Annotated in this window: 25 protein-coding genes; 17 read left to right on the plus strand and 8 right to left on the minus strand. The window is 69.5% G+C overall.

The annotated features are described in order from the left end of the window. Positions 1 to 37: 37 nt before the first annotated feature. The 3 genes from ACFY0T_RS23555 to ACFY0T_RS23565 form a co-directional block, all read right to left on the minus strand. A complete protein-coding gene (locus ACFY0T_RS23555; protein WP_388873829.1) occupies positions 38 to 1273 on the minus strand; it encodes a PQQ-binding-like beta-propeller repeat protein in 1236 nt (411 codons plus the stop codon). Positions 1274 to 1693: 420 nt separating this feature from the next. Continuing rightward, complete coding sequence (locus ACFY0T_RS23560) at positions 1694 to 1975, minus strand: hypothetical protein (protein ID WP_388873832.1); 282 nt, start codon at positions 1973 to 1975, stop codon at positions 1694 to 1696. A gap of 210 nt (positions 1976 to 2185) precedes the next feature. After that, positions 2186 to 2758, minus strand: a complete 573-nt coding sequence (locus tag ACFY0T_RS23565) for a YceI family protein (RefSeq protein ID WP_388873834.1) — start codon at positions 2756 to 2758, stop codon at positions 2186 to 2188. 153 nt (positions 2759 to 2911) lie between these two features. Between ACFY0T_RS23565 and ACFY0T_RS23570 the strand changes: the two genes are divergently transcribed. Both ACFY0T_RS23570 and ACFY0T_RS23575 read left to right on the plus strand, forming a co-directional pair. Next, positions 2912 to 3130 (plus strand): hypothetical protein, encoded by a 219-nt coding sequence (locus ACFY0T_RS23570; protein ID WP_388874344.1) that lies wholly within the window; start codon positions 2912 to 2914, stop codon positions 3128 to 3130. Further along, positions 3108 to 3995 (plus strand): aminoglycoside phosphotransferase family protein, encoded by an 888-nt coding sequence (locus ACFY0T_RS23575; protein WP_388873836.1) that lies wholly within the window; start codon positions 3108 to 3110, stop codon positions 3993 to 3995. Before ACFY0T_RS23570 ends, ACFY0T_RS23575 begins: the two co-directional genes overlap by 23 nt. 98 nt (positions 3996 to 4093) lie before the next feature. Here ACFY0T_RS23575 and ACFY0T_RS23580 read toward each other — a convergent pair whose 3' ends face one another. Then, complete coding sequence (locus tag ACFY0T_RS23580; protein WP_388873839.1) at positions 4094 to 4390, minus strand: hypothetical protein; 297 nt, start codon at positions 4388 to 4390, stop codon at positions 4094 to 4096. A gap of 239 nt (positions 4391 to 4629) precedes the next feature. On the opposite strand from ACFY0T_RS23580, the gene ACFY0T_RS23585 reads away from it, so the two are divergent. Further along, on the plus strand, positions 4630 to 5379 hold the full coding sequence (locus ACFY0T_RS23585) for a PP2C family protein-serine/threonine phosphatase (RefSeq protein WP_388873842.1): 750 nt from the start codon (positions 4630 to 4632) through the stop codon (positions 5377 to 5379). Between the two features lie 21 nt (positions 5380 to 5400). Here the strand turns inward: ACFY0T_RS23585 and ACFY0T_RS23590 are convergent, their stop codons facing one another. Further along, positions 5401 to 5808, minus strand: a complete 408-nt coding sequence (locus ACFY0T_RS23590) for a hypothetical protein (RefSeq protein ID WP_388873845.1) — start codon at positions 5806 to 5808, stop codon at positions 5401 to 5403. Positions 5809 to 5971: 163 nt separating this feature from the next. On the opposite strand from ACFY0T_RS23590, the gene ACFY0T_RS23595 reads away from it, so the two are divergent. From ACFY0T_RS23595 to ACFY0T_RS23635, 9 genes are all read left to right on the plus strand, one after another. Then, positions 5972 to 6607: a metal ABC transporter ATP-binding protein gene (locus tag ACFY0T_RS23595; RefSeq protein ID WP_388873848.1), complete on the plus strand. Its 636-nt coding sequence runs from the start codon at positions 5972 to 5974 to the stop codon at positions 6605 to 6607. Further along, positions 6604 to 7473 (plus strand): metal ABC transporter permease, encoded by an 870-nt coding sequence (locus ACFY0T_RS23600; RefSeq protein WP_388873851.1) that lies wholly within the window; start codon positions 6604 to 6606, stop codon positions 7471 to 7473. Before ACFY0T_RS23595 ends, ACFY0T_RS23600 begins: the two co-directional genes overlap by 4 nt. Then, on the plus strand, positions 7431 to 8237 hold the full coding sequence (locus ACFY0T_RS23605; RefSeq protein WP_388873854.1) for an ABC transporter substrate-binding protein: 807 nt from the start codon (positions 7431 to 7433) through the stop codon (positions 8235 to 8237). Before ACFY0T_RS23600 ends, ACFY0T_RS23605 begins: the two co-directional genes overlap by 43 nt. Before the next feature lie 214 nt (positions 8238 to 8451). Beyond that, entirely contained in the window at positions 8452 to 8925 is a 474-nt protein-coding gene (locus ACFY0T_RS23610) for a hypothetical protein (protein WP_388873857.1), read from the plus strand. Between the two features lie 781 nt (positions 8926 to 9706). After that, the gene (locus ACFY0T_RS23615; RefSeq protein WP_388873860.1) at positions 9707 to 9832 is read left to right on the plus strand and encodes a hypothetical protein; all 126 of its coding nucleotides are present in this window, start codon (positions 9707 to 9709) and stop codon (positions 9830 to 9832) included. Positions 9833 to 10064: 232 nt separating this feature from the next. Further along, entirely contained in the window at positions 10065 to 11174 is a 1110-nt protein-coding gene (locus ACFY0T_RS23620; protein WP_388873863.1) for an NAD(P)/FAD-dependent oxidoreductase, read from the plus strand. A 409-nt stretch (positions 11175 to 11583) separates the two neighbouring features. Continuing rightward, positions 11584 to 12282, plus strand: coding sequence for a 2-phosphosulfolactate phosphatase (locus ACFY0T_RS23625; RefSeq protein WP_388873866.1), 699 nt, complete (start codon positions 11584 to 11586; stop codon positions 12280 to 12282). A gap of 324 nt (positions 12283 to 12606) precedes the next feature. Further along, complete coding sequence (locus ACFY0T_RS23630) at positions 12607 to 13359, plus strand: hypothetical protein (RefSeq protein WP_388873869.1); 753 nt, start codon at positions 12607 to 12609, stop codon at positions 13357 to 13359. 183 nt (positions 13360 to 13542) lie between these two features. After that, positions 13543 to 14148, plus strand: coding sequence for a sigma-70 family RNA polymerase sigma factor (locus ACFY0T_RS23635; RefSeq protein WP_388873872.1), 606 nt, complete (start codon positions 13543 to 13545; stop codon positions 14146 to 14148). Positions 14149 to 14284: 136 nt separating this feature from the next. Here the strand turns inward: ACFY0T_RS23635 and ACFY0T_RS23640 are convergent, their stop codons facing one another. Next, positions 14285 to 14500: a heavy-metal-associated domain-containing protein gene (locus ACFY0T_RS23640; protein ID WP_388873875.1), complete on the minus strand. Its 216-nt coding sequence runs from the start codon at positions 14498 to 14500 to the stop codon at positions 14285 to 14287. Between the two features lie 367 nt (positions 14501 to 14867). After that, a complete protein-coding gene (locus tag ACFY0T_RS23645; protein ID WP_388873878.1) occupies positions 14868 to 17657 on the minus strand; it encodes an alpha/beta hydrolase family protein in 2790 nt (929 codons plus the stop codon). Positions 17658 to 18214: 557 nt separating this feature from the next. On the opposite strand from ACFY0T_RS23645, the gene fusA reads away from it, so the two are divergent. Together fusA and ACFY0T_RS23655 are read left to right on the plus strand one after the other, a co-directional pair. After that, positions 18215 to 20314, plus strand: a complete 2100-nt coding sequence (gene fusA, locus ACFY0T_RS23650; protein WP_388873881.1) for an elongation factor G — start codon at positions 18215 to 18217, stop codon at positions 20312 to 20314. Between the two features lie 345 nt (positions 20315 to 20659). After that, positions 20660 to 21400, plus strand: coding sequence for a hypothetical protein (locus tag ACFY0T_RS23655; RefSeq protein ID WP_388873884.1), 741 nt, complete (start codon positions 20660 to 20662; stop codon positions 21398 to 21400). 181 nt (positions 21401 to 21581) lie between these two features. On the opposite strand, the gene ACFY0T_RS23660 is transcribed toward ACFY0T_RS23655, so the two are convergent. Continuing rightward, positions 21582 to 22682: a hypothetical protein gene (locus tag ACFY0T_RS23660; protein WP_388873887.1), complete on the minus strand. Its 1101-nt coding sequence runs from the start codon at positions 22680 to 22682 to the stop codon at positions 21582 to 21584. 379 nt (positions 22683 to 23061) lie between these two features. Here ACFY0T_RS23660 and ACFY0T_RS23665 point away from each other — a divergent pair, with 379 nt between their 5' ends. From ACFY0T_RS23665 to glpK, 3 genes are all read left to right on the plus strand, one after another. Further along, positions 23062 to 23493: a hypothetical protein gene (locus ACFY0T_RS23665; protein WP_388873890.1), complete on the plus strand. Its 432-nt coding sequence runs from the start codon at positions 23062 to 23064 to the stop codon at positions 23491 to 23493. A 143-nt stretch (positions 23494 to 23636) separates the two neighbouring features. Beyond that, the gene (locus tag ACFY0T_RS23670; protein WP_388873893.1) at positions 23637 to 24482 is read left to right on the plus strand and encodes an MIP/aquaporin family protein; all 846 of its coding nucleotides are present in this window, start codon (positions 23637 to 23639) and stop codon (positions 24480 to 24482) included. Between the two features lie 24 nt (positions 24483 to 24506). Continuing rightward, on the plus strand, positions 24507 to 26024 hold the full coding sequence (gene glpK / locus ACFY0T_RS23675) for a glycerol kinase GlpK (protein WP_388873896.1): 1518 nt from the start codon (positions 24507 to 24509) through the stop codon (positions 26022 to 26024). The last annotated feature ends 32 nt before the right edge of the window (positions 26025 to 26056 follow it).

Genomic DNA, 26056 nt, shown 5'->3' on the forward strand with positions numbered 1-26056 from the left:
CGGCCGGCACCACGAACACGAGCATGGCCTCTGTGGATCAGCCCTTCGCGCGGTAGACGTCGATGACGCTCCTCGTATCGTCGTACACCAGCCCGTACCGGTCGTTGACCATGGACGGGGCGAGACTGATGTTCACGCGGAGGTCTTTTCCCGTGCGGGCGTCGAGAGTCATGGGAGCATCGGCTTCGGCGTAGACCAGGCCGTGCCACGCCGAGGTCACCGTTGGCGCGACACGGTTCGCGGCTTCGTCCGGCAGGCGCCACAGGACGCGGGCGTTTTGCAGGTCCACGGCTGTGACAGTCGCGGAACCGGATCCATCGGTACCGGAGCAGACGGTCGTGGTCCAGCCGTCGTAGTGGCAGTCGTCTGCCCCGTCCTTCATGTCCAGGCTGGTCTTCCCCGTGACCGGGTCGAGCAGCAGGCTGTCGCCCACCCCGATCCCGTTGGCCAGGGTGAGTCCGGGGCCGGGATCACCCGGCAGCGCTTCGCCGACGAGGGCCTGCCGCTTCCACAACTGACGGCCGTCCGAGGTCGACTTACCCACGAATTGGCCGTCGTCACGTGTACCGACGGCCACTGTTTCCTCCAGGTCGAGCCCCTCGAAGTCCGAGTCGGTCCAGACCAGTCGGCCGGTCCGCATGTCGACCAGGGCACTGGAGCCGTCCTCCGCCGAGACGAGGACCCGCTCGTCGGTCGCCCCGACGATGTGAGCTCTGGGAGCCCCCGTGCCTTCGCCCTCCACGACGTCGCGCGTCCAGAGTTCCTCGCCGGTGGCCGCGTCGTAAGCGGCGACCACGACGGCGTGGTGGCCCGCGGAGGTGCCTGTCCCCTCCGTACTCGTGCCGAACACACCCATCACGGCGGTACCGACCAGGTGCGGTGCTTGCTCGACGCCATCCCCGTCCGGCACCGTCGTGTGCCAGGCGACCTCACCGGTGTCCAGCCGGTAGGCGGTGATGCCGACGTCCGCGGTGTCGTAGCTGTACGCCAGACGGTCGCCGAGCGCCAGGAAATCCCGGGGACCGTCACCAAAGAAGGTCTGTGGCCAGCGCCCTTCGTACGAGTCGAACGAGCTGATGGCTTCCGGCTCGAAGTCCTGGGGCGGGCCCTGCGGCTGTGTCCCGCCGCCGCTCGCGGAGCCCGTTGAGGCGCCGTGCGGTCCCTTTCCGCCGATGGGCGCGTGGCCGGCGGCGGGCGCCTGATCGCCGCCACAGCCGGCCAGGGAGCACACCGCGGTGGCCGCAGCCGCCCCCAGGGCTACCCGACCCCACATCTTCCGTATCCTCATGGACGCCAACCGCCGCTGCATGACGTGGACTTCGCACCCCGACTCGTCTTCGTACCGGACAGACACCGCACAACTCTTACGTGCGCGACGGGCCGCGCCGCTGCTCCGCACCGCCACCCCGGACCGTACCGGCCGGCCCGCCTGCCTCTCCTCGAAAGATCGCAAGAGAGCGACATCGACAGCTATGGGCCGAGCCATTGCGCACCGAAAGCTCAGATTGCGCATTCACTTCGGATCTTCAGCCGATTGTGCGCATGGGGCCGAGGCCCCTGCATTCGTTGGCGCTGCCTCCGGCCAGGACGCGTCACACAGCGTGTGAATGTGGCGGTGGGGCGGCATATCTCCGGCGATGCAGCGGCGCATCGATGCAGCCACGCAGTGACGTCAGGGCAGTCGGCCGGCCGGTCAGGTCTCCATGACGGCATCGCAGTCGGGGCAGACCGCGGACGCGTACTCCGCGGGGTACCACGGCGCTTCAGGGTGCTCGGAGGGCTTCCAGCAGCTCGTCTCCATGGCGAAGGTGTCCTTGCCGCAGAGGGTCCGCGGTCCAGCCGCGGTGAGCGTCCCTGGGGCGGCGGGCGCCGCGTGCACCCTACGGACGGGCCGTTCCTCACCGTGCGGTACGCCCGGGGAGGTGCGCTTGGCCACCGATGGGTCGAGCTCGTACACGACGACGATCTCGCTCATGCTTCTACGGTAGGCGGCCGCGCGGCGGTCCCGCCTGTAGCGGCCAGCCGGCTGCCCTGTGCGGCAGGGCCTCGCCCCCCTGCAGAACCACGGCCAGGCAATCCGCAGGCGGCGGACCTGCCGTTGCTGACACCCCCGGACCAGCCGCACCCCAGATCGGCTGCCCTCTCAACCGGCCGCTGGGCCCTCGCAATGGCCCTCCGGCGGCGACTACTCAGGCACGTTCACCGGTTCGAGCCTGGCTACCTCGAACTCCATCCGTACCTCGTCGGCCAGCCGCAATGCGCCCAAGAATGCGGTGTAGGGCTTGATCCCCCAGGTGGATTGCGTGACGGTCGCCCAGCCGCGCAGGAGGCCGTCGCCATTCCCCTTCCCATGCACCGTCACCGGGTGGGTCCGGCCCTTGAGGGTGAGGTCCCCGCTGATCTCGAAGGACTGCGGCGTTCCCGTGACGCGGGTGGAACGGAAGGTGATCGTGGGGTGCTCTGCGGTGTGCAGCAGGGACTTGTCCGCGAGCGTCCGTTTGATCTCGGCCCGGTCGGTATCGGTGAGCGCCTTGAGCCCGCCCATTCCCTCGCGGACCTCCAGCGAGCCCGTCTCGACCGTCACACTCACCGACGACCTGTCCGGGTCGCCGACGACCACCACCGCCTCCCCGGACCATCGGGTGGCCTCGATCGTGAGGTCGTGCCCCGCTCTACGGCCCAGCCCGGCGCGGCCGGTCTTGATCCAGAGGCGGCCGGTCGACGGCCCGAGCCGGTACGTTCCGTCTGTCAGTGTCACAGCACCCGAGGGTAGGGCGCGGATACGGCCGGGCTGTCGAGGCGGCCCGGTCGGCGTGTCCCCGCCCGTGCGCCGGTGAGGGGCGAGCCGCGCGCGGGTCCGTCGACGGTAGGACCCAAGCCACCGCGGCTCAGCGCGGCAGCCTCCGGGCGCATAGGGTTCGGCTTCATCCAACCGGATGGCGGCGGCCCGGACATGCCGTCCACTCTCTCGGCCGTCCAGGTCGCCGGTTTCAAGGAGTTGCAGGAGGACCGCAGGCGGAACAGGTCCATCGCAGCCAGGTTCTGTCCGGGCGATCATGAGCGCAGCGAGATGACGGTCGACACCACAAGAGACAGGGACTCCATCCATGGCCGCCATCGAGATCGATGAGAGCTTGGTGCGATCCCTCCTGCATGAGCAGCATCCGGACCTAGCTGGACTGGGCCTCCGCCCGGTTGCCGGCGGGTGGGACAACCAACTGTGGCGTCTCGGTGACGAGTTGGCCGTGCGGCTGCCGCGCACGCAACGCGCGCCGGGTCTCCTCCGCAAAGAGCATCATTGGCTGCCCGTCCTGGCCCCACGCCTTCCGCTCCCGGTTCCGACCCCCTTGCGGATCGGCGAACCGTCCGCCCTCTTCCCGAAGGCTTGGACCATTGCGGCATGGATTCCCGGCGAGCCGGGCGACCGCGTCTCGATCACGCAGGGCCACCACGCGGCCGACATTTTGGCGGGCTTCCTGAGGGCGCTCCATCTGGACGCGCCCGCCGAGGCGCCGGCCAATCCGATGCGCGGCGTTCCCCTCAGAACGCTCACGCACCATTTCGACAAGCAGTTCCAAGCCGTTGCCTCCCGCGTTTCCGGTGACGTCCGGGACGTCTGGGACGAGGCAGTTTCGGCTCCCGGCTGGGAAGGCCCGCCGGTATGGCTTCACGGTGACCTGCATCCTGCGAATGTCGTCGTCACGGACGGAACGCTCTCAGGCGTGATCGACTTCGGTGACCTCTGCGCCGGCGATCCGGCGACAGATCTCGCAGCCGCGTGGCTGCTTCTTCCCGCAGGTGCCGCCTCACAGTTCTTCGACGCGTACGCGGACGCGGACGCGTCGATGATCCAGCGTGCCCGCGGGTGGGCTGTCCTGCAAAGCCTCTCCCTCGTCGGCATCGGCCAGGCCTGGGAACGGGGACTTCCCGGCGGCAAGCAGACATGGGGACCCGCAGGTCAGGCCGCGCTTGATCGTGTTCTGGCATCCAGCTAGGCCGCGGCTGCCCGATCAGTGGAGGGGCTATGTCTTCCTCGGCACCGTCACCGCCGCAGGGGCCGTGGCGGCTGGGGACCGCCCCTGTTCGCCCATGGCTACCGCTGGGGGACGGCGAGTTCACGGCCGCGGTAGAAGGCTTCTCGCTCCTCGACGACATACGGGGCCATGGCCGCGCGCCGCTGTGCCTCCGGCTCGGAGGCCCGCCAGGTGTCGCACGACTCCTTGGAGTCCCAGAACGACACGCCGGTGATCTCCTGTCCGTCCTCGGACCAGTATGCGAAGGCGCGGCGCAGTCCCTGCGGGTAGGGGGCCGGGCGCCATGCCCGCTCGAACTCCTCCATGGTGTCCGGCTGAAGGCGGCGCGTCGTTACCCAGACGAAGTGCTCCTCCATCGCAGTCTCCTCCGCAGTACCAGTTCGGTTTGCCTGCCTCTCTCAGATCACCGTAGGTCCAAAACACCGCTTCTGCCCGCGCGGCGATCGCGACGCTGTTGAGGATCCCTGGCGTGCCGAGTCTCGTCGACGGTCTGGCCGGGCAACCGCACTGGTAGGCCGGATGCCGCCGTTCCTAGACTGGGAGCGGAAGCCCGGCCTCCGGCGGTGTGTCCGGTACGGGAAGGCGGTGGCGCTCCATGTCGTACGTCGCTGTGAGTGCGCTGAGCCATCCCGGGCTGCTCCGCGAACGGAACGAGGACAGTCTCGTCATCGGGCCGTGGATCCTGTGCGCTGCCGTGACCGCGAATCCGCAGACCCTGGTATTCCCTCTCGGGACGCCCCTCGTCGTCGCCGTCGCCGACGGGCTCGGCGGGCATCCCGGCGGCGACGTGGCCAGCGCCCTGGTCGTGCGCCGGATCGCGTCGATCGGTCCCGCCCTGAGCAGCGAGGACGCCGTCCGTATCGCCCTGAACGCCTGCAACCGCGCCGTGTACGAGGCCGCCGGCGGCGACGAGGGAAGCGAGTTCGCCGCCATGGGGACGACGGTCGCCGGCGTCGTCGTACAGCCCGACTCGCTGCTGGCGTTCAACGTCGGCGACAGCCGGGTCTTCGCGGCCCCCCGCGACGGGCTGCGCCAGGTGAGCGTCGATGACAGCCCCCCGCTCGAACCTGGGCGGCGCACCACGTACCTCGTCACCCAGTGCCTGGGCGGTAGCCCCGTCTACCGCGCCATCCGCCCCCATGTGACGGCCGCGTCCCTGTCGCCCGGCGACCGCTACCTCATCTGCACCGATGGTCTGACCGACCCGGTGATGCCGGACGTGCTCGACGAAGTGATGCGGGAGCACGACGACGGCAGGGCGGCCTTCGAGCTGTGGAGGGCCGCCATCGTGGCGGGCGGCCCCGACAACATCACCCTGGCGGTCGTCCGCATTGCGGACGAGTAGGAGAGGCCCCTGCCGCCCCGCCTACGACCGTACGGCGGCCAGGATCTCCCGGCAGGCGTCGGCCGCCCGGCCGGTGGCCTCGGCACAGATGCGGCAATGCTCGTGGTGCTGTGCGTGCTGCGCGCACAGGTCATGGCTGCGTTGGCAGGCGATGAGGCACGCCTCCAGCTGGGCGGTGATCAGGGCCGGGTCGTGGCTGCTGCCGCGGGTGAGGAAGCGGCGGGTCACGGCGGTGACGTCGGCGCAGTCCAGGTCCTGGCTGATCGCGGTGCGCAGGTCGTCGGTGTCCTTCTCGGCGAGCATGCCCGTCGCGCACGCGGTGACGGCCTCCTCGCACTCGGCGAGCACGTCCACGGCCTTGGCGAGGACCTCGTGGCCCAGGGGGCTGGAGGTGGCGACGCTGTCGATGAGTTCCCGTGTCTGGAGCATGACGTCCTCCAGTGGGTCGGGAGGGCTGATGGGCGGACTCGACGCTAGTACCGGGCGGCTGCGGCGGGAGGGCGCGCGGAGCGACGCCGGAAGATTGTGCCCACTGTCGGGAACTCACCGCCCTCGTCCTCCGACTCCTCTCGGAGAACGGACAGGAGGTGGGATGGACGGTCTGGATGTGCGGATGCGACAGGTCGCCTGTCGGCACGGTCGTGTCGAGGCCGTACGCGGTGTGGATCTCGGCATCGAAGCGGGCGAGCGGGTGGCGCTGACCGGCACCAACGGGTCGGGCAAGACCACGCTGATACGGGCCGTGCTGGGCCTGCACCGCCAGGCCGACGGGCAGATCCTGGTCGGTGGCCGGGGCACCGGGACGGCGGCCGAGTGGGCATGGCGGCGGCGGGCATGTGCCTGGATTCCGCAGAAGCCCGCCGTGGGGCGATTCCCGCTGCTGGCACGCGAGTTGCTGGCGAGTAGTGGTGCGCCCGGAGAGGCCGTGGAGGCGGCGGAGAAGCTGGGGGTCGGGTCGCTGACCGGCCGCCCGCTGCACACGCTGTCCGGCGGCCAGCTCCAGCGCATGTATCTGGCCCGCGCGGTCGGCTGCGTCGCCGCCGGGGCGGGAGTGCTGCTGGCCGACGAGCCCACGGCCGCCCTCGACTTCGCCGGCCAGGAGGAGGCGGCCGACGTGCTGCTGTCCCTGCCGGTGACCGTCGTGGTCGTCACGCACGACCGGGCGCTGGCCGACCGCTGCGACCGGGTGCTGGAGATGGCCGCAGGCCGACTGAGGGAGGTCCGGTGAACAACCTTGCCGCCGCCGACCTCGGGCAACTCCTCCAGCTCATACCCGTCCAACGGGCCGGTTTCGCCCTGCTGTTGGCGGCGGTCGGCCTCCCGGTGATCGGCGTCGTGATCGTCGGCCTCGACATCATGCCGGTGCGGTTCGCGATGATGCACGTCGCGCTGCTCGGCATTGCGATCGGGCTGCTGACGGGGCTGGATCCGATGCTGTGCGCGCTGATCGCCTGCGCCCTCTCGGGTGCCGGCGTCGCGCCACTCGCCCGCACTCCGGACGGCCTGTCGGGCGCGATGGGGCTGCTGATGAGTCTGGCGATCGCCGCCGCGCTGCTGGTGCTGGCCGTGTCCGGGGTCAACGCGCAGGGCGCGTTCGCGCTGCTGTGGGGCTCGATCCTGTCGGTGGGCACGTCCGACCTGTGGCTGCTGGGCGTGCTGGCCGCCGTCGTACCGGCCCTGTTCTGGTGGCGTCGCCGCGATCTCGCGCTGTTGCTCTACGACCGCGAACTCGCCCTCTCCTCAGGGGTGCGCGTCGGCCGGCTCACCCTCCTGCTGCTCGTCCTGGTCGCGGTGTCCGTCGCCGGGGCGATCAAGCTCACCGGCGCGTTGCTCGTCGACGCGTTGACCCTGCTGCCCGCGCTCGCCGCCCGGCGGCTGGGCACCTCCCTGAAGTCCATCACCGCCTGGGCGGTCGGCATTGGCGTCGCCGTGAATGTCACCGGGTTCCTCGTCGCGCTGAAGCTCGACTGGCCGCCCGGTCCTGTGCTCGTCCTGACCGCCGGGGCCCTGGTCCTGGCCGTCCATCTCATCCCCGAACGGAGAATCAGCTCATGGCGCGCATCCGCGTCCGTATCCCTTCCGTCCTCGCACTGAGCCTGAGCGCCGCGCTGGCGCTGACCGCCTGCGGTTCCGACAAGGACTCCGACAGTGCCGGCAGCGGGAACAAGAACGACGACACGCCCGTCGTCGTGGCCACGACCACCTGGGAGGGCGCCCTCGCCAAGGCCGCCGGCGCCAAGGACGTGAAGGTCATCGTCCCGTCGTCCGTGCAGCACGCCCCGGACTACGACCCCAAGCCGTCCGACCTGGCGGCGGTGGCGGGCGCCGACTTCGTGCTCTACGCGCCTTTCGAGCCGTACGCCGCGAAGATCAAGGAGGCGGCCGGGTCGAGCGCGAAACTGGTCCAGGTCAACCTGGACAACGACGCCGACAAGGCGACCGCCGAGGTGACGCGCCTGGGCAAGCTGTTCGGCACCCAGGACGCCGCCGCGAAGTGGGACACATCCTTCAAGAGTGAATACGGCACCCTGCAGAAGGAGTTGAAGGCCGCCTGGCCGGACGGCAAGGCCCCGGCTGTCGTCGCCCAGGTCTACTCCGTGTGGTCGGCGAAGATGGCGGGCGCGGATCTGCGGGGCACGTACGGCCCCCAGGCGGTGACCGCCAAGCAGCTGTCCGACCTGGGGAAGAAGAAGCCCACGTATGTCTTCGACAACGTGCACATGACGACCGGCAAGGTGCTGCCCGACACGGGGGCGCAGCAGGTGGAGATCGTCAGCTACCCGGGCACTGACCTGGACCTGATGACGGTCTACAAGAACGCCGCAGAAACCATCAAGAAGGCCATGACCTCTTCCTGAGCTGATTGCGGGCCGCCCGGAGGTGGCTGTGTCACCTTTCGTGGGCTCTGGCCCAAATTGTGTGGAGCGGTTGCTCTCCGTCGCAGTATTGCCTCGGACAGGCGCTCAGTCGGTGAGATCACCGGTTTCGGACGGTCCACCTGGTGCGCCGTGGTCGACGAGGCGCAGGAGCTTTGGGCTGGCATGTCGGAAGCGGCCAGTAGCCTCAGGCACCATGGGCATTCAGATCGATGTAGTGGTGGGTTACCCGATCAACGATGAGGTGGAGAGGGTGCTCGGGTTGGCCGAGGCGGTCGGCGAGCCCGTCACTGTCACGTTCATGTGGGAGGGGCGTGAAGAGGCGGAACGCGCGGTGCTAGTGCCCGCGGCCACGCTGGCGCTCTGGGAGCATTGGGCCCCCACCGCCTACCCGGCGAGTGGCGCTGGGGAAGAGGACCGGGCTGTGGCGGAGGAGCCGGAACTGGCCCACCCAGCGGAATTCGGCGCGTTCACGCTCTTTCGTCGTCGTGTAGGAGGGCGCACGGCGGTTGCTCGCAACGGCGTGGTGGTCGCCGAGCTACTGGACCCCGACGAGGCGCACTGGCTCCAGGAGAAGGCCCGCAATGTCCGCCAAGGCTTCATGGATCCGAAGCAGAAGGCGGCGTTCGAGGAGTTCCTTGCCCGGCAGGCATCCCTCGATGATCAGTGACGCGCCGACTCATGCTTCGTGGCTTTGTAATTGATCTTCCGGCTCTGGTCCGGTTCGTATGGTGTGGTGACGCTCGGTCACGCCAACAGGACACGTTTGCGGAGGAGTTCGAAGGCTGCGTGGCCGAACATCTGGCGCTTGGTGTGTCCTGACCGCAGAGAGGAGTCGTCGTGTAGGCCGATTTCTTGATGCGTTGCTGTACGGAAGATGAAGGATCTTGGCCCTTCGGAGTCGCCCGGCGGAGGGAGGCTCCAAACCGCCTCATGCTGCGTTGGCTGAAGACCGTCGTGGTGAGCGATGAGGAAAAGGCGCCCGTGAGGCGTCAGGTGGGGACCGGGAAGACGAACGCAAGTGAATCGTCGCTGACGTGTCGAAACAGATACAGACGACATCAAAACCGAGGTGTCAAGCGGATCTCGGGAGGAGCCGGGCGGGTGATCCGCTTACTGGCCAGGCGGTGTCCGGCATGTAGACGACGTGAGCCCGGTCTGCGGCTTCCGTACGGAACAGGAGAAGGCGTGCCCGGATACGCCCCGCTCGCGAGGGCGGGGGATAGGGAGCGCCCCAATGGTGACCCCGTGAGGGACTGAGTACCGTCGCCGGGCCCGCCGGCGGACCGGCTCGTAGTAGCGGCGAGGCTCTTGTAATGGGGCGGAGCGAAGGGGCAGGGTTGTCCGTGGCTGGTTTGTTCGATCAACCGGAAGTTCTCCGGGAGGAGTCGCGTGAACGAGCTGAAAGCGCCAGGCAAGCCGTTTGAGATTTCGCAGCGGTCGGTCTGGGCGTGGGAGAAGGTCAAGGCGAACAAGGGCGCACCGGTGTGGACGGGCAGACGATCGCGGAGTTCGAGGCCGATCTGAAGAACAATCTCTACAAGATCTGGAATCGGATGTCCTCGGGGTCGGTATAGCCGAGGTGAGCCCCAAAGGGGCCATGGGATGATCTTGAAGTCGAACGGCCGGTGGTCGGTCTCGGTGAGCTGGGGATACGGCTGAAGTCCCGCGATCGGGCGTAGGTGTCTGCGCTGCTGGCTAGCGTGATCGTCGTCTGTCTGCCGTACGACGAGAGGACTGCTGGTGCCCGAGCTAGAAACGGGAGTTCGCCGGTGATCTGGGAAGGGGGCGTTCGTGAGGATCGGGTCCGTGAAGCGGCCTGAACGTGTTGCTGTCATCGGAGTGGGCATCCTCGGAGCCAGCGTGGGCTGGAACCTGTCCCGGCACGGCGCCAGGGTGGTCTTCATCGACGCAGGCCAGCCGGGCGAAGGCGTCACCAACTGGTCTTTCTCGTGGGTCAACGCCAGCAACAAGACCGCGCGCAAGTCCTACTTCGACCTGAACGTCGCGGGCATGGCAGCGCACCGTGAGCTCGCCAGGACCATCGGGCCGGACTCATGGTGGTATCCCAGCGGCCACCTGCGCTGGGCAGACGATCCCGCAGCGGAGGCGAAGTTCCTCAAAACAGCCGAACTGCTGGCTAGCTGGGACTACCGGGTCGAGGTGTACACGGGGGCCGAGGTGCGCCGCCGCCTCGAACCTGCTCTCAGGATGCCCGGCGAGGTTCCAGTCCTGTTCTACCCCGACGAAGCCTGGGTGCACGGACGTCATCTCGTCGGCCGCCTGGTCGGCCAGGCCGTTGCATCCGGCGCCGAGCACCGGTCCGGCACCGCGGTCTGTGGCATCGGCACCCGTGCCGACGGGAGCATCCGGACAGTTTCTTTATCCGATGGGAGCTGTCTCGACGTCAACATCGTCGTGAACGCAGCGGGCCCCAGCGCCTCCCACGTCGCCGGGCTCATCGCACGGCACTTGCCGATGCGCCGGGAGCCCGGCGTCGTCACCCGGATCGGCTGTGCTCAGGTCCCGGTTCACCGGGCCATGCACGCGCCTCACATCGAGATCCGTCCTGACGGAGACGCTTCGGTGGTCCTCCACAGCCGCGAGATCGACGCACTCATCGACACAGGCGAAGATCCAGCGCAACTCGCACGGCTGCTCCACGAATCGGCGCGGCACGTCGTTCCCGAGCTCGGCATCTCCCGCATCGCACAGACACGGGTAGCCGACCGGCCCATCCCAGCCGACGGATTCCCCTCGGTGGGAGCGGTGCCGTCTGTGCCGGGCTACTACGAGGCCGTTTCCCACAGCGGCATCACGCTCGGGCCGGTAATCGGCCGGCTGCTTGCTTCGGAGATCCTCAGCGGGAAGAGAGATGAGATGCTTGCGGACTTCCGCCCGGAGCGGTTCCTCCCGTGACAGCCCGGGCAAGCGCCACCACTACCGCGACCAGGCGGGTGCGTCTCCGTGCGCCCGAAACAGGCTCGTAAAGCCGCGCCGCCGCGTCACGCGAGCCGGAAAGCCCGAGGCCGCCAGCGACTAATACTGATATGCACAGCCGCCGACCTCAAGATCACCCCGCGGCGGGTTTCAGGCGTATCTGGGGCACACGCCCAGTTCATTAGTCAAGTCATGTGTCGGCTCGCGACTTCGGGGTGCATGAGGTGGAGCCGGAAGAGGACTTCACGGGCGGCGCCCTGGCCGGTGCGCATTCGCGCCCGATCCGACGGGATCCGGCTGGCACCAGAACCGCTTCGCTGACCGTCATCCCGACGGCAGCCGGATCAATCGCGCCCTTCGGATGATCCAGGGGCGTCAGAATGGTGCGATGGACCATCACTTCCTTGGCATCCCAGAGTTGACCGGCGTTCCCCGTGTTGCTGTCGTCATCGACGTCATGCGCGCCTTCACCGTGGCTGCCTGGGCCTTCTCGCGTGGCGTCGAGAGGATCGTCCTGGCTTCAACGGAGAGTGAGGCACTTGCCTTGAAGGAGAGCCGCTCGGGTTGGCTGGCTTTGAAGGACGGAGCTCCTGCAGCGGGCTTCGACGCGGTGAACTCACCTGGCTTGCTTAGGTCATGCGATTTCGCTGGTCGCACTCTGGTGCAGAAGACGACGGCAGGAACCGTGGGCGCGCTGGCCGTCGCGAACGCGCCGCTGGTCTTGTGCGCGAGCTTCGTGGTGGCCGGCCCGACCGCGCGGTTCGTGCAGGCCAAGGGTTCCGGTCCGGTGACGTTCGTTGTCACCGGCGAGGAAGGCCAGGCCGACGAGGACCTGGCCTGCGCTGAATACATTGGTCAATGTATGGCCGGAGGCGATGTCGAGGCGGCCCCGTATCTCCACCGCGCGAGGACTTCTCGTGCCGCGGCCGATCTTGCCGGTGGGCTGCGGAGCGGATACCACCCAGACGATGTCGATCTCTGCTTGGAAATCGACAGGTTCTCCTTTGCGATGATGGCTCGCCAGGAAGAGTCTCTAACGGTGCTCCGTCCCGTTGCCGTGCCTGACATCCCGTCCAGTATCCGCTGACCTGCTGGAACTTTGGGCTTTCAGGCGGCAGAGCTCACCCGATCAGGGCGGGCTCTGCCGCCCGCGCCCGCGCCCGCGCCAGTCGCGAGGAGCCGATGCCGGCTCCCGGCCACCGTCCGGATCTCACTCTGCTCCGCCGTCACCGGCGCCCCACCTCCACACCTTCGGGAAATCCCGGGCCTTCGACAGCAGTCGGCCCGAACTGGCCGCGAGTTCCGGCCCGTTGCTGTGGCCTGAATCACAAGTCCTGGATTGAGTGGGACACTGGTCCCGTTCCCGTACCCTCCGGTGATCACGGAAACGCGAGTGCAAGGATGAGGCGCCATGACTGCAGGGTGGTGTTCTCGCACAGTACGGGCCGCGGTGTTCGCGGCCGTCTGTGTGCTGCTCGCCTCCCTGGGCCACGTCATGATGTCCGGGACCGCGGTGCCCTGGTGGGCGATGACCGCGGGCGCGGTCGTGACGGGCGGCGCGGCCTGGCGGCTGGCCGACCGGGAACGCGGACCACTACTTGTCGTCTCCGTCGCGGTGGCCGCTCAGGCCGTACTCCACTCGTCGTTCTCGCTTGCCCAGGCTGTCGTACATCCGCAGCCGTCCGGTGGCGGGTCGCTCACCCGGCAGTGGCTGGGCTACCTGCTGGGCGGTTCGGCGTCCGGTCCTGACGCGGAGCATGGCGCCATGTCGATGTCCATGGACGCCATGGACCACGGAGTGGCTGACATGCACTCCATGGGGTCGATGGGCTCCATGGGCTCGATGGACCACATGGGGATCTTGGACTCCCTGAGCCATGTCATGGGCGGCATGTCCTGGACCGGCATGTTCGTCGCCCACCTGCTGGCCGCGCTGCTGTGCGGCCTGTGGCTCGCGTACGGCGAACGCGCCGCGTTCCGCATCCTGCGGGCCCTCGCCGGCTGGCTCGTGGCACCGCTTCGCCTGCCCCTCCGACTGCCCGCGCCGCCGCACCGGCCGCGCGTTCGCGCCCGCCGAGCGGGCTCGGACCGGGCGCCGCGCCGCCTCCTCCTCACCCACGCGATCACTTCTCGGGGTCCGCCCACCGGGGTCGCTGTCGCCTGACGACAGCTGGTTCCCCGAGGCTGTACCCCAAGCCGCCGAGCCGTCGGCTCCCGCCTCGGGCACCGGCCGCGCACTCCCGTGCCCGGCCGTCCACCCCGTCACCGGTTCCGCCGTGCCGCGCGCTGTCCTGCGCACGCCGGTCCGGACACCGGATCCCTGATTCCCGAGAAGGACAGACACCAGGTGATCACTTCTGCCCTGCCTCCATCGCGCGAACAGTCGAAGGACGAGTCGATCACGGCCTGGGCGCTCGCCGCCCGCGGCGGTGACTCCGACGCCGTCGACCTCTTCGTGCGCGCGCTGCAGCGGGACGTCCGCCACTACGTGACGTTCCTCGGCGCCGATCCACAGAGTGCCGACGACCTGACCCAGGACACCTTCCTGCGGGCTCTGGGCAGCCTGCACCGGTTCGAGGGCCGCTCCTCGGCCCGTACCTGGCTGCTCTCCATCGCCCGCTGCGCCGTGATCGACAGCATCCGCTACAGCGCGTCCCGTCCCCGCCTGTCGGACACGGACGACTGGGAGTCGGCCGCCGAACGCACCCAGGCGCGCGATCTGCCCGGCTTCGACGACGGCATCGCCCTCGCCGAGCTGCTGGACGCGCTCCCGGACGATCGCCGCGAGGCATTCGTCCTGACCCAGATGGTGGGACTTCCCTACGCGGAGGCGGCCCTCGTCAGCGCATGCCCGGTGGGCACGGTGCGCTCACGGGTCTCCCGCGCCCGCACCTCGCTGATCGAGTGGCTGGACGACGCCGAGCGCTCGGCGCCGGTGGCCGCGGCGGCCTGAGGGGCGGCACGGCAACGGGCCCGGATCGCTGGGCGATCCGGGCCCGTCGTCTGCTCGGAACAGCCGGGCACGTTTGTGAGGCCGAGGGCGTCGCCGCCCGCTCGCCACGCCGGCTCGGCTGGCGCGCCCCCGGCGGTCAGGCCGCGGCAGGTTCCTCGACGCCGTAACCGGCCTCGACGATGGCGGCCCGTACCAGTGCGTCGTCCAGGCCGGTGCCGTGCACGGTGACGGCGTTCGCGGCGAGGTCGACGACGACCTCGGTGACGCCCGGCACCTCGGAGACCTCTTCGGTGACGCTCGCCACGCAGTGCGCACAGCTCATGCCGGTGACGGTGTACTGCTTCTGGGCCATGAGACAACTCCTGGGTGCCGACGGGGGCTTCTTGGTGGCATACGGATGCACGGATGTGCGTGTTCAGTCGGACGCCTGGCCTGGGCGCGCCGGTGAGGAAGCGCAGCCGAGGTACCGCCGCGCACAGTTCACGCGTGACGGGTCACCTCAGCAGTCGGCCGAACGCACGCCGGAGTTCCGCACCCGGGATGTGACGGAGCGCACCCGCGGAAGCCATGTGGCCGGACAGCCGCCGAGGTTGCGAAAGACAGGGAAGATATGGCGACGGGGCGCCCGGTCGACCGACGGACGCAGCCGTGCACAGCCCAGGTGGACCGCCGACCGGACCCCTCGCTCGAGGCAGCCGGTCGGCGGACGGCGGGCAGGCCTACGAAGCGTCACGCACCTTGCCGGTGAAGACCGGGCCGTTGTGCGGTTCGCCGGAGTCGTCGTAGACGGTTTCCTGGAGGCGGACCGACTCTTCCGGCTCGGTCAGGGTGTCCGCGACGGTGGGGATGGTGACCTCGGCGGTCGACTGGCCGGCGGGGATGGTGGCGAAGAGGGAGAGGCCCCCCACGGTGGACAGCGGCCGCGAGGGCTGAGGCGACTCGCCGGAGTTCTCCCGCAGCCACTGGGGGTTGACATCCGTGGTGGACAATTCGGCGCCGCCGGTGACTGGCAGGATGCTGAAGTAGGCCTGGATGTCCGTGTCGGCGACGGCGGAGAGGGACAGGCGCCAGGTCAGGCTCTGGCCTTCGGTGACCCGGTCGGCGACCGGCGTCACCTTGATGGTGGGCATCGGGTCGTCGTTGAGAGCGGTGACACCGCCGCGATGCGCGCCGACCACCGCGCCGCGGACCGCCTTGACGAAGACGTCGTGCGACACGTCGTAGCCGAATCGGGTGTTGCCCCGCACCTGGACCGGTACGTCGAGGCTGTGGCTGCCGGGCCGCACCGTCACCTCACGGGACGTGGCCTCCTCGGATGCCGGATCGGCGACGAACAGGCGGACCGTACCGCTCCCGTGCCCGGAGACCCGCACCGGCACGCGGTAGGTCCGCTCGCCGGAGTCGCCTTCCTTGACGGTCAGTCGGCCGATGTCGACGCGGGGCAGGTCGGCGGGCCGGACGGCCGCCATGCCGGGGCGCCAGCCCCAGGCGTCCATCAGCCAGGCCCGTCCGGACCGGCTGCGCGGCGTCAGCTCCAGGGCTGTCACTTGGTGGAGGTCAAGTCCGGCGCGGGCGGCGGCGGTCAGCGGTACGCGGATCTCCTGCCCCCAGAAGGAGGCGGTCCGCTCGGTTCCGGGCAGACCGTCGAGGTGGACGCGCTCCAGGGTCGCCCGGCGGCCGGAGGCGTCGGCGAGCGTCACGTCGAACTGGGTGTCCTTGGTGTTCGGCGGCACGATCACCCGCAGTGCCAGGGCCTCGGCCCCGGCCACGGAGACCGCCCGCGCCGGGCGCACCCGCACTGTGGTGCCGGGAGCGGTCCATTTCAGCGCGACGGCGTGCCGGCCCGGCTCCTTGGAGGTCTCCCACTGGGCGAAGTGCGGCGAGACGCCATGCGCGTCGGAGCTCAGGCAGGCGGCGGCCGCGTCGGTGTCCACCTCCGCGCACAGCCGGCCGCCGCCGTCCACGGTGACCGAACCGTCCGGCAGGAACGCCGGCGTCCGGCGTGCGCCGACCGCGTGCGTGAGCACCCGCGCGGGATCGGCCGAGGGCGCGCGCCGGTTCGAGCCGTCCAGCAGCGGACGGACCCGGTCGTCGCCCGCGACGAACAGCCGCGCCGCCGCGGCGATGTAGGTCGCCCCCGCGGCGTGCTGCTGACGGGCCGTCAGCCTGGTCGCGGTGCCCGGCGAGCACACCCGGTCTGGCTGGTCCCCGGCCCAGAAGTCGTCCTCCGCCGGTGCCTGGGCCTGTCCCGGTGTCCACTCGCTGTTGAAGAAGTTGTGGTTGGCTCCGACCACGTAGACGGCGCTGTGCAGGGCGGCGCCGCGGCTGACACCGCGCGTGCCGTCCACGTACATCTCGCCCTGCAGGTCGGACACATCGCCGTCGCAGCCGGGCAGGATCGTCATCGACGGTACGTCGGGAGTCGGGTTCTGCCCGAAGATGGTGGGGCCGATCAGCACCGTGCCGCGGATGTGCCAGCGCACCGGGCCCCGGTAGCCGTCCTGGTCGGCCGGCGGGCGGTACAGGCTGTCCATGGCGGCCCGGTTCACGCCCTCGCCGCCTCGCGAGTGACCCACCAGCAGGACGCGCGACAGATCGGCCGGAGCCGAGTTCCGTACGATCCGCGGGGCCGAGGATCGGTGTGCCGTCCAGTCCGCCCAGCGGGCCAAGTGCTGCCGCACCAGCGACGATCGGGCCTGCGCGCCGCCGTCCTCCGCGGCGAAGTCCTGACCGTTGATGCCGTTGGCGGAGATGGACACGGTCACGTATCCCTGCGAGGCCAGCAGTTTCTGGTCGCGCAGATAGCCGCGATAGCTGGGGATCGGCTTCGAACCCGCGGGGCAGGGCCATTCACCGGTCACGTCGTCACCGTGGCCCGTGAAGCAGGTGGAATGGCGGCCGTGCAGGAACAGCGCCAGCGGGCGATGCCCAGGGGCCGTGGCGGGCGCGACCACCACCGCGCGCATCTCCACGGGGGCGGAAAAACCGGGCAGCCGCACCGATCTGAGCGCGTACTCGCCGGTCACCGTCCGGTACGTGCCCGGCTTTCCGGGGTCAACCGCGTTGGCGGGAAGCTGTGTTGGCGGCTGGGCCGTGAGTCCCGGTCGTCGGCTGGGCTGGTCCTCGGAGGCCCCAGCCGCGTTCAAGCGGCGTCCACCGGTCCGTGCCTGAAGGTCCGACAGCTCCCCGAGCCGGGTACCGCGCAGCGCGAGCCGGAACGTACGGCCGTCCTGGGCGCCGACCGGCCGACCGAGGAACTGGCTTCCGGCGTAGAACTCGACGCCGGAGTCGCTCACGGGCACGGGCTCGTCGGAGCGCCAGACCAGTTGTCTCGCCGCCCCCTCGCCGGTGATCTGCCAGCCCGCCGGCAGCTGTCCGTCTGAATCCGCGGGTGGTGCGGACGGTGCGGAGCCGACTGCCGTCTGCTGCGCATGGGCCATTCCTGGCGATCCCACGACCACTGCGAGTAACGCAGCGGCGGCGACCCCTATTCGCCGGACTCGGATCAAGGTTCCACTCCTCTTGGTCGGCATGCTCCCCGTGCGCCCCGCAGAGATCGCGGAGCACTCCCCGTCCCACGAGGACGGGAGCCGAGCCCGAGGGGTTGCCTGACTCACGCGTGTATCGGTGCCTCAACTGCCGCTGGACCGCGGGGATGTCGGTTGGCACAGGGGGGCGACGCCGTAGCCGAACCCGGGAAGAAAATGCGATGCACCGCCTGAGCGGGATTTCTTACACTCGCCACGGAATCGCGCGCCGCCGGTAAGGGCGGGTGCGCGTCGTGACGAGTGAGGGGAGCCGGGCGTGCGTTACCGCACCGCTGTCGTCGTTCCCCCGTCGCGGTACGAGGTGATCCTCGTGTCTTCGTGTGCCCGGTGCCGGCTGCGCGGCCGGAACCGGATGCCCGTGACGAACACCTGACCCCTGCCCGTTCGGTGCCGAGTCAGCCGGACGAGTACGTCCGGACGCGGTGCGCCGCGTGAGAGGTCTCACCGCCGCCTGACCACAGGCCCTTCGTCCGGGAATCGCGCCGCCCCGTTCTGCATCACTCGAAAGGCCATGGGCCGTGCGTACCGACCTGCACCGTCACCTCACCAGTCCACTCACCGCCGTTCGCAACCTGGGCATCCTCGCCCACGTCGACGCCGGCAAGACCACCGTCACCGAACGGATCCTGTACGTCACCGGGACCACCCACAAGCGTGGCGAGGTCCACGACGGCACGACCGTCACCGACTTCGACTCCCAGGAGCGCGACCGTGGGATCACCATCTTCGCGGCGGCCGTGAGCTGTGCCTGGGACGGCCACCGGATCAATCTGATCGACACTCCCGGCCACGTCGACTTCTCCGACGAGGTGGAGCGCTCGCTGCGGGTCCTGGACGGCGCGATCGCGGTGTTCGACGCCGTGGCGGGCGTGGAGCCGCAGAGCGAGTCGGTGTGGCGGCGGGCCGATCGGCACGGCGTGCCGCGGATCGCCTTCGTCAACAAGCTCGACCGTGCCGGTGCCGACCTCGACACCGCGGTCGAGTCGATCCGGGAGCGGCTTCATCCGGCGCCACTGGTCGTCCAGTTGCCCATCGGCACGGAGGACTCCTTCACCGGGGTGGTGGATCTGCTGCGTATGCGGTCGTTGGTCTGGGCCGACGGCAGCGACACGGTCGAGGAGGGACCGGTGCCGGAAGCCCTGCGGGACGAAGCGCACCGGCGGCGCAGGCTGCTGGAGGAAGCGGTGGCCGAACTCCACTCGGACGCCCTGGAGGAGTTCTGTGCCCGGTCCACGCTCACCGCGGCGACGCTGACCGCCGCGCTGCGCGACCTGGCCCGTACCGGTGACGGCGTGGTGGTGCTGTGCGGCTCGGCCTACCGCAACCGCGGGATCGAGCCGCTGCTGGAGGCCGTCGTGGCCTACCTGCCTTCACCGTTGGACGTGCCCGTCGTACGCGGCACGCACGGCGCCACGTCGCAGGAACGGGTCGCCGACCCGGAAGCGCCGTTCGCGGGGCTGGTGTTCAAGGTGAACGCGACCGCCACGGGGCGGCTGACGTATGTGCGTGTGTACTCGGGAACGATCCACAAGGGAGAGGCGGTGCTGGACGTGGGCGCGCGGCGCACGGAGCGCATCAGCCGGATTCTGCGGGTCCAGGCCGACCGGTACGCGGAGCTGGACCGGGCGGTGGCCGGTGACATCGTCGCGGTCGTGGGGCCGAAGTCCGCCCGCGCCGGGGCGAGTTTGGCCGCCCCCACGGCGCCGCTGCTCCTCGAACCGCCGACGGTCGCCGATCCGGTCGTCTCCGTGGCGGTCGAGGCCCGCAGAAGCACCGATACCGAGCGTCTGGTTGCGGCATTGGCACGTCTGCGGGAGGAGGATCCCTCGCTGGCGGTACGGACGGACCCCGAGACCGGCCAGACGGTGCTGTCGGGGATGGGAGAGCTGCATCTGGAGGTGGCCGTGGAGAAGATCCGGCGCGCCCACGCGCTGGACGTCGGTGTCGGCCGGCCGAGGGTGGCCTACCGGGAGACCGTGACCCGCGGAGTGTCGGGACTGGTGTACCGACACGTCAAACAGGACGGGGGCGCCGGGCAGTTCGCCCATGTCGTCCTCGACGTGGAGCCGCTGGAAGCCGATCCGAGCAGTGTCGACGGGAGCGCGACCGGCTTCGAGTTCCGCTCGACCGTCGTCGGCGGCCGGGTGCCGCAGGAGTACGTCCGCGCGGTGGAGGCCGGTTGCCGGGACGCGCTCGCCGAGGGACCGCTCGGCGGTCACCCGGTGACCGGGCTGCGCGTCACCCTGACCGATGGAGCGACCCATCCGAAGGACTCCTCGGAGATGGCGTTCCGCACGGCCGGCCGGTTCGCACTCCGCGAGGCACTGCGCGCCGGCGCCATGGTGCTCCTGGAACCGGTCGTCGAAGTCACCGTCACGGTGCCCGAGGATGCCGTGGGCGCGGTGCTCGGCGACCTGGCGGCACGGCGCGGCCGGGTCTCGGGCTCGCTCACGCGGGCCGGCGCGGCGGTGATCACGGCCACCGTGCCGCTGGCCGAACTGTTCGGCTACGCCACGCGGTTGCGCAGCCGAACCCAGGGCCGGGGAGTCTTCACCTCCCGCCCCACCGGCTACGCCCCGGCACCGTCCAGGGCGTCCGACGGGGCAGCGTCCCAGTAGCCCGACGACGGCCGCGCTCCAACAGCCGGCTCCGCCCGAACCAGGGCGGGGCCGGCCCGTCCGCCGTCGTCCACGAACAAGCCCGTCTGCGTTGCCCTGAGACGGTGTCCTGATGGGCGATGGCTCGTTGCGCTGGACCGGTGCTTCACGTCGGGGACCAGCCGCGGCATCGCGTTGTCAGTGCCGTGATATTGACTGGACCGCATGGACACCACCGAGCTCCGTGCCCTGCTTGATCTGGCCTTGACCGACCCTCGGCTGCACTGCCCACTGGCTGGGCACGGAGAAGGGCACATATGCATAGTCCGTGACGGATGGGATCTCACCCAGCTGGAGCGGAGCGCCGTGGATGCGCTTCCCTGGACCTGTCAGCCCATCCAGCGGCTGGTCACCGGCGGCGTTCCGCTCCCTGCGTTCGGTGGTCCGCCGACGGGGCCGCGTAGCGGCGAGCTGCTGGAGCTGCGCGGCTGGGCGCTGAACGAGCACTGGGTCGGATGGGGCCTTACGGCCACGGCGGACGGCCCGCGCGGCGTGGTGGTCGTCGCCCACCGGGCTGTTCTCCCGTCCGGCACCGGGTGGGCGCAGCGCCTGGCGGCGGCCACCGGATGGGAGACGCGGCACCAGTCGCGCATCGACTGGACGGCCGCTGAATCCGCACTGGGTACTGCATTGCCCAACGACTACAAGGAGATTGCGGACCTGTTCGGGGCAGGCAGCTTCGATGGGTATCTGGATCTGCTGGTGCCAGGTGCCCTGGCCACGAATCTGGTCACGTGGGGCCTGGAGATGTCGCAGTACGCCGACCTGTACCGGCCCCACCCGGTCCATCCTGCTCCCGGCGGCGTACTGATCTGGGGCGTCTCCGAGCAGGAACTGACGTTTCACTGGCTGACCGGCGCCGACGACCCGGACGACTGGCCGGTACTCGTACAGTCCGACTTCGGCGAGTGGCAGCGCTTCGACTGCGGCACTGGCGAGTTCATCCTGCGCCTTCTCACCGACCGGGAACCGCCGTTCGGGTTCCCTCCCGCAGCCAAGTTGGCCGCCCACTGGTTCGCGGACAATGACGTGCCTGAGCCGTCCTGAGCGGCCACCCATCGCCTACTCGGCCGGCACCGCTGGGTCGTCGAGCGCACGCCGGCCTGGAGGCTCATCCCCCACGTGCCGCCCGGCCCGAGCCGGGATCAACTCCTCGCGTGGGTGGAGGTCCGCGGGCTCCTGCCCTGACCGTGGGGTGCGCCGAAGTGGAAGTGCGTCTCGGTAGTGATCACTTGGACCGTGACCTGATGGTGTCGGAGACCCGCTGAAACGTCTTCGTCAGTTGGTGCAGTGAGTGCCCGTCGTGCTTACGGGGTTCCTCGCGGGCGGGGGATGTCACGCCCCGCAAGTCCTTGTACTCGGCCAACGCAGCGTGGGCGAGTTCGGCCGCCTCGCGGTACAGGTCGCGCGACTTGGTCATGGCGTCGAGCGCTTCGGCGTAGGCAGCCGCGAGCGCGCGTGCGTGGGCGAGTTCCTCCTCGAGCGTCAGCAGATGCCAGTCCTGCCGGAGAGCAGTGACGGCGTCCTCGGCTTCGTCCGGCAGAGGCCAGGGCAGCGCGGCATACCGTACGACCTTGTCCAGGAGCTCCGTTGGCTCCGAGCCGTCGAGGAACACGCTGCGCACGGTGAAGTCCTGCACGTCATACCCGAGTCGGGCCGGTGTGCCGGGCAGAATCACGGCGCCGCCCCGCGGCACCCGAACGCCCAGGTCGTACAGCGCCCAGTTGACGGCCTGGAACTGCTCGGGTGCCGCGCGGTGTTCCACGACGCGGTGCCGCAGTGCGGGCGGCAGCAGGCGGGCCAGCGGAAGGCGACCGCGGTGGTCGGGAGTCATGGCCTCGTGGACGACGACGTTGATGCTCCAGCTGTGCTGCCCGGCGTCCTTGAGCAGGCGGCGGAGGGTTTTGTCGTCCTGGGGCAGCGGGTTGATGTCCCGCAGACGCAGGCCGGCGACGGTGTCGCGGTCCCAGGGAATCTCGCTCGTCTCGGGCCAGAACATGGTCGCGGGGGAGGGCCACGCGGGGTCCCAGGGCCGTTCCGCCTCGGCCGCGAGAGTCCAGCGCCGCTTCGCGTCCACCCGCTCGCGCCCGTCGGTGACGAGCCGTGCCCGTACGGTGACGGCGCCGGCGACCTGCCAGCGGGCCTCGAAGATGTGGCCGTCGGGGTCCGTGGAGTTCTCCGTCTCCAGGAAGTCCTGGATCGTTTCGCCGGCCTTGAGCCTGCGCAGGTTCTCCCGCAGGGACTCTTGCGGGGCGGGCCCGGTGTGGCGCCCGCTGGCCAGCCAGACCGTTTCCGGGGCCGTGGCGCGGACGGTGGGGGACTTGGGCATGGGTCACTTTGCATATGGGGGTCGGCGTGCGGGTCCCAGTATGGGCAGTGCAGGTCGCGGGCCTGGAGGCGAGGTCACGACGGATCACGAACCTCCGTTCTTGGGTGGTTATCGGCAGGTTTGAGCGTTTGCCTGCGAATGGCATGTTCGGGGGCTTGTTTGCCGTCCATTCCGCAAGGTTCACCGGGTGCGGCCTTGGGGAGGGAGTCGCGGCGCAGTGCCTGCCTCGCGCAGCCAGAGGCCCGACATGCCGGAGACCGGCGGCCCGCGGCGTCCGTTCCGTAGTCCTGCCGGATGCCCTGAGCGGCGGTCTCCGCGAAATCCCACCATGCTGGAGGGAGAAGCGGTCATGTCGCCCACATTGGGGAAGTCGAGTCCCATGAGCGAATCAGAGCTTTCGCCGCAACGTCGGCCCGTGGACATGTACCTCGACCTGCTCCGCCTCCGTATGGCCCCGGCGGACTACGCGCTGGTGCTCCGCATGGTGGACCCCGTGCTCAAAGCGATCCAGGAACAGCGCGCGGGGCCGATCGAGCTGAGTCTGGAGGGCGAGGAGGCGGACAGCGTCTCGCAGGAGGTCCGCGACGAGGCGTCCCTCGTCGTCGCGGTCGCCGTCACGGGGCGCCTGGACAACCAGATCGTCGAGATCGAGACCGAGGAGACCGGGCCCGTCAGGGTCGTCACGGATTCGGACACCGCAGCTGACCCCGCCAAGCGCCAGGCGATCGCCGACTTTCTCGGTGAACGGCACCGCCAGGACGAGGAGCTCCGGGGCATCGCGGAGGTAAGTGGCCTGCCCACGGATGTCTGAACCGAGTCGCGATGCCTGTTCAAGCCCATAAAGCCTGATATTTCCGTTCTTCTGCGGTTAGTTCTAGATCGCCCTATGCTGATGTCCGAAGGACTCGGGCTTAGTCGACGGCCGGTCCTGAGCCGGCGGGAAAGCGGGCTTTCATGGCTGAGAGACTCAAAAGGCTGGGGCTGATCGGAGAGCTGTCGGCCGAATTCGTCGGCACCATGGTTCTCATCCTCTTCGGATGCGGCGTGGTGGCCCAAGTGGTCGCCGGTGGTGCGCTGACGACGCCACCGGGTGGCCTCGGGGACCACGACAGCATCGCCTGGGCGTGGGGCATCGGTGTCACCATGGGTATCTATGTGGCGGCCCGGTTGAGCGGTGCGCATCTCAATCCCGCGGTGACCGTGGCCCTGGCCACGTTCAAGGGCTTCCCCTGGATCAAGGTGGCGCCCTATGTGGTGGCCCAGACGCTGGGCGCCTTCGTGGCCGCGCTCCTGGTGCGCTGGAACTACACCGAAGCGCTGGCGAAGGCCGACCCCGGCCACACCATCAAGACGCAGTTCGTGTTCTCCACGCTCCCCGCCAACGGCAACCCGAACCTGCCGGTCCACGAGTGGGGTGCGTTTCGTGACCAGGTGATCGGTACGGCCATCCTGCTGCTGCTGATCCTGGCGATCACGGACATGCTCAACCAGCCCCCCGGCGCCAACATGGGCCCGTTCATCATCGGCCTGGTCGTCGTGGGCATCGGTATGGCCTTCGGCACCGACGCGGGCTACGCGATCAACCCGGCACGTGACTTCGGTCCCCGGCTGGCCAGTTTCTTCACGGGGTACGGCGAAGCGTGGCGAGATCAGTACGGGAACCTCTACTACTGGGTGCCGATCGCCGGTCCGCTGATTGGCGGTCTGGTCGGGGCGGGCTTGTACAAGGCGTTCATCGGCCGGTTCCTGCCGACGGCGGAGCCGGAGCCGACAGGAACCGTCGCGGTTCCTGAGGACTGACCCCCACACCAGAGGCGGCACACGATGGCGGACTTCGTCGGCGCGGTGGACCAAGGGACCACCAGCACCCGATTCATGATCTTCGACCACGACGGCAACGAGGTGGCGAAGCACCAGTTGGAGCACGCGCAGATCCTTCCGCGCTCCGGGTGGGTGGAGCACGATCCGGTGGAGATCTGGGAGCGCACCAACTCGGTGATTCAGAACGCGCTGCGGCACGGGAACCTGTCCCCGGACGACCTGGCGGCGATCGGCATCACCAACCAGCGGGAGACCACGGTGGTCTGGGATCCGCGCAGCGGTCGTCCCTACTACAACGCCATCGTCTGGCAGGACACCCGTACCGACTCGATCGCCGCGGCCCTGGAACGTTCGGGCCAGGGCGATGTGATCCGCCGTAAGGCGGGGCTGCCGCCGGCGACGTACTTCTCGGGCGGCAAGATCCAGTGGATTCTGGAGAACGTCGACGGTGTCCGTGCAGCGGCGGAGCAGGGACACGCCCTCTTCGGCAACACGGACTGCTGGGTCCTGTGGAACCTGACGGGCGGCCCCGACGGCGGCATCCACGCCACCGACGTGACCAACGCCAGCCGCACCATGCTGATGGACCTGGAAACCCTCGACTGGGACGACGAGTTGCTGGGCTTCTTCGGCATCCCCCGGGCGATGCTGCCCACCATCAACCCCTCCTCGCACCGGGAGGCGTACGGTGTGACGCGCACATCCCGGCCACTGCGCGCCGCCATCCCCATCAGCGGGGTGCTCGGCGACCAGCAGGCGGCCACCGTCGGACAGGTCTGCTACGCGCCCGGCGAGGCCAAGAACACCTACGGCACCGGCAACTTCCTGGTACTCAACACCGGAACCGAACTGGTCCGTTCGCAAAACGGCCTGCTCACCACGGTGGCCTACCAGTTCGGCGACAGCCCGGCGGTCTACGCCCTGGAGGGCTCCATCGCGGTCACCGGGTCCGCGGTGCAGTGGCTGCGCGACCAGATGAAGATCATCAGTACCGCGGCCGACAGCGAGACGCTGGCCCGTACGGTCGAGGACAACGGCGGCATCTACTTCGTCCCCGCGTTCTCGGGCCTGTTCGCCCCGTACTGGCGCTCCGACGCCCGCGGCGCGATCGTGGGCCTCGCCCGGTACAACGACAACGGCCACCTGGCCCGCGCGACGCTGGAAGCCATCTGCTACCAGAGCCGCGACGTCGTCGAGGCCATGGAACAGGACTCCGGAGTCCACCTCGACGTGCTCAAGGTCGACGGCGGCGTCACCGCCAACGACCTGTGCATGCAGATCCAGGCCGACGTCCTCGGCGTACCGGTCAGCCGCCCGGTCGTGGCCGAGACCACCGCGCTCGGCGCCGCCTACGCGGCGGGCCTGGCCACCGGCTTCTGGAGGGACACCGACGAACTGCGCACCCACTGGCTGGAGTCCAAGCGCTGGGAGCCCCAGTGGTCGGACGACCAGCGCGCGGAAGGCTACGCGGGCTGGAAGAAGGCCGTGGAGCGCACGCTCGACTGGGCCAAGGTCGAATAGACCGGCCGCATCACGGGCGGCGGAGGACTACT

The sequence above is a fragment of the Streptomyces sp. NPDC001530 genome, from assembly GCF_042894545.1.
In the GTDB taxonomy this organism is placed as follows: Bacteria; Actinomycetota; Actinomycetes; order Streptomycetales; family Streptomycetaceae; genus Streptomyces.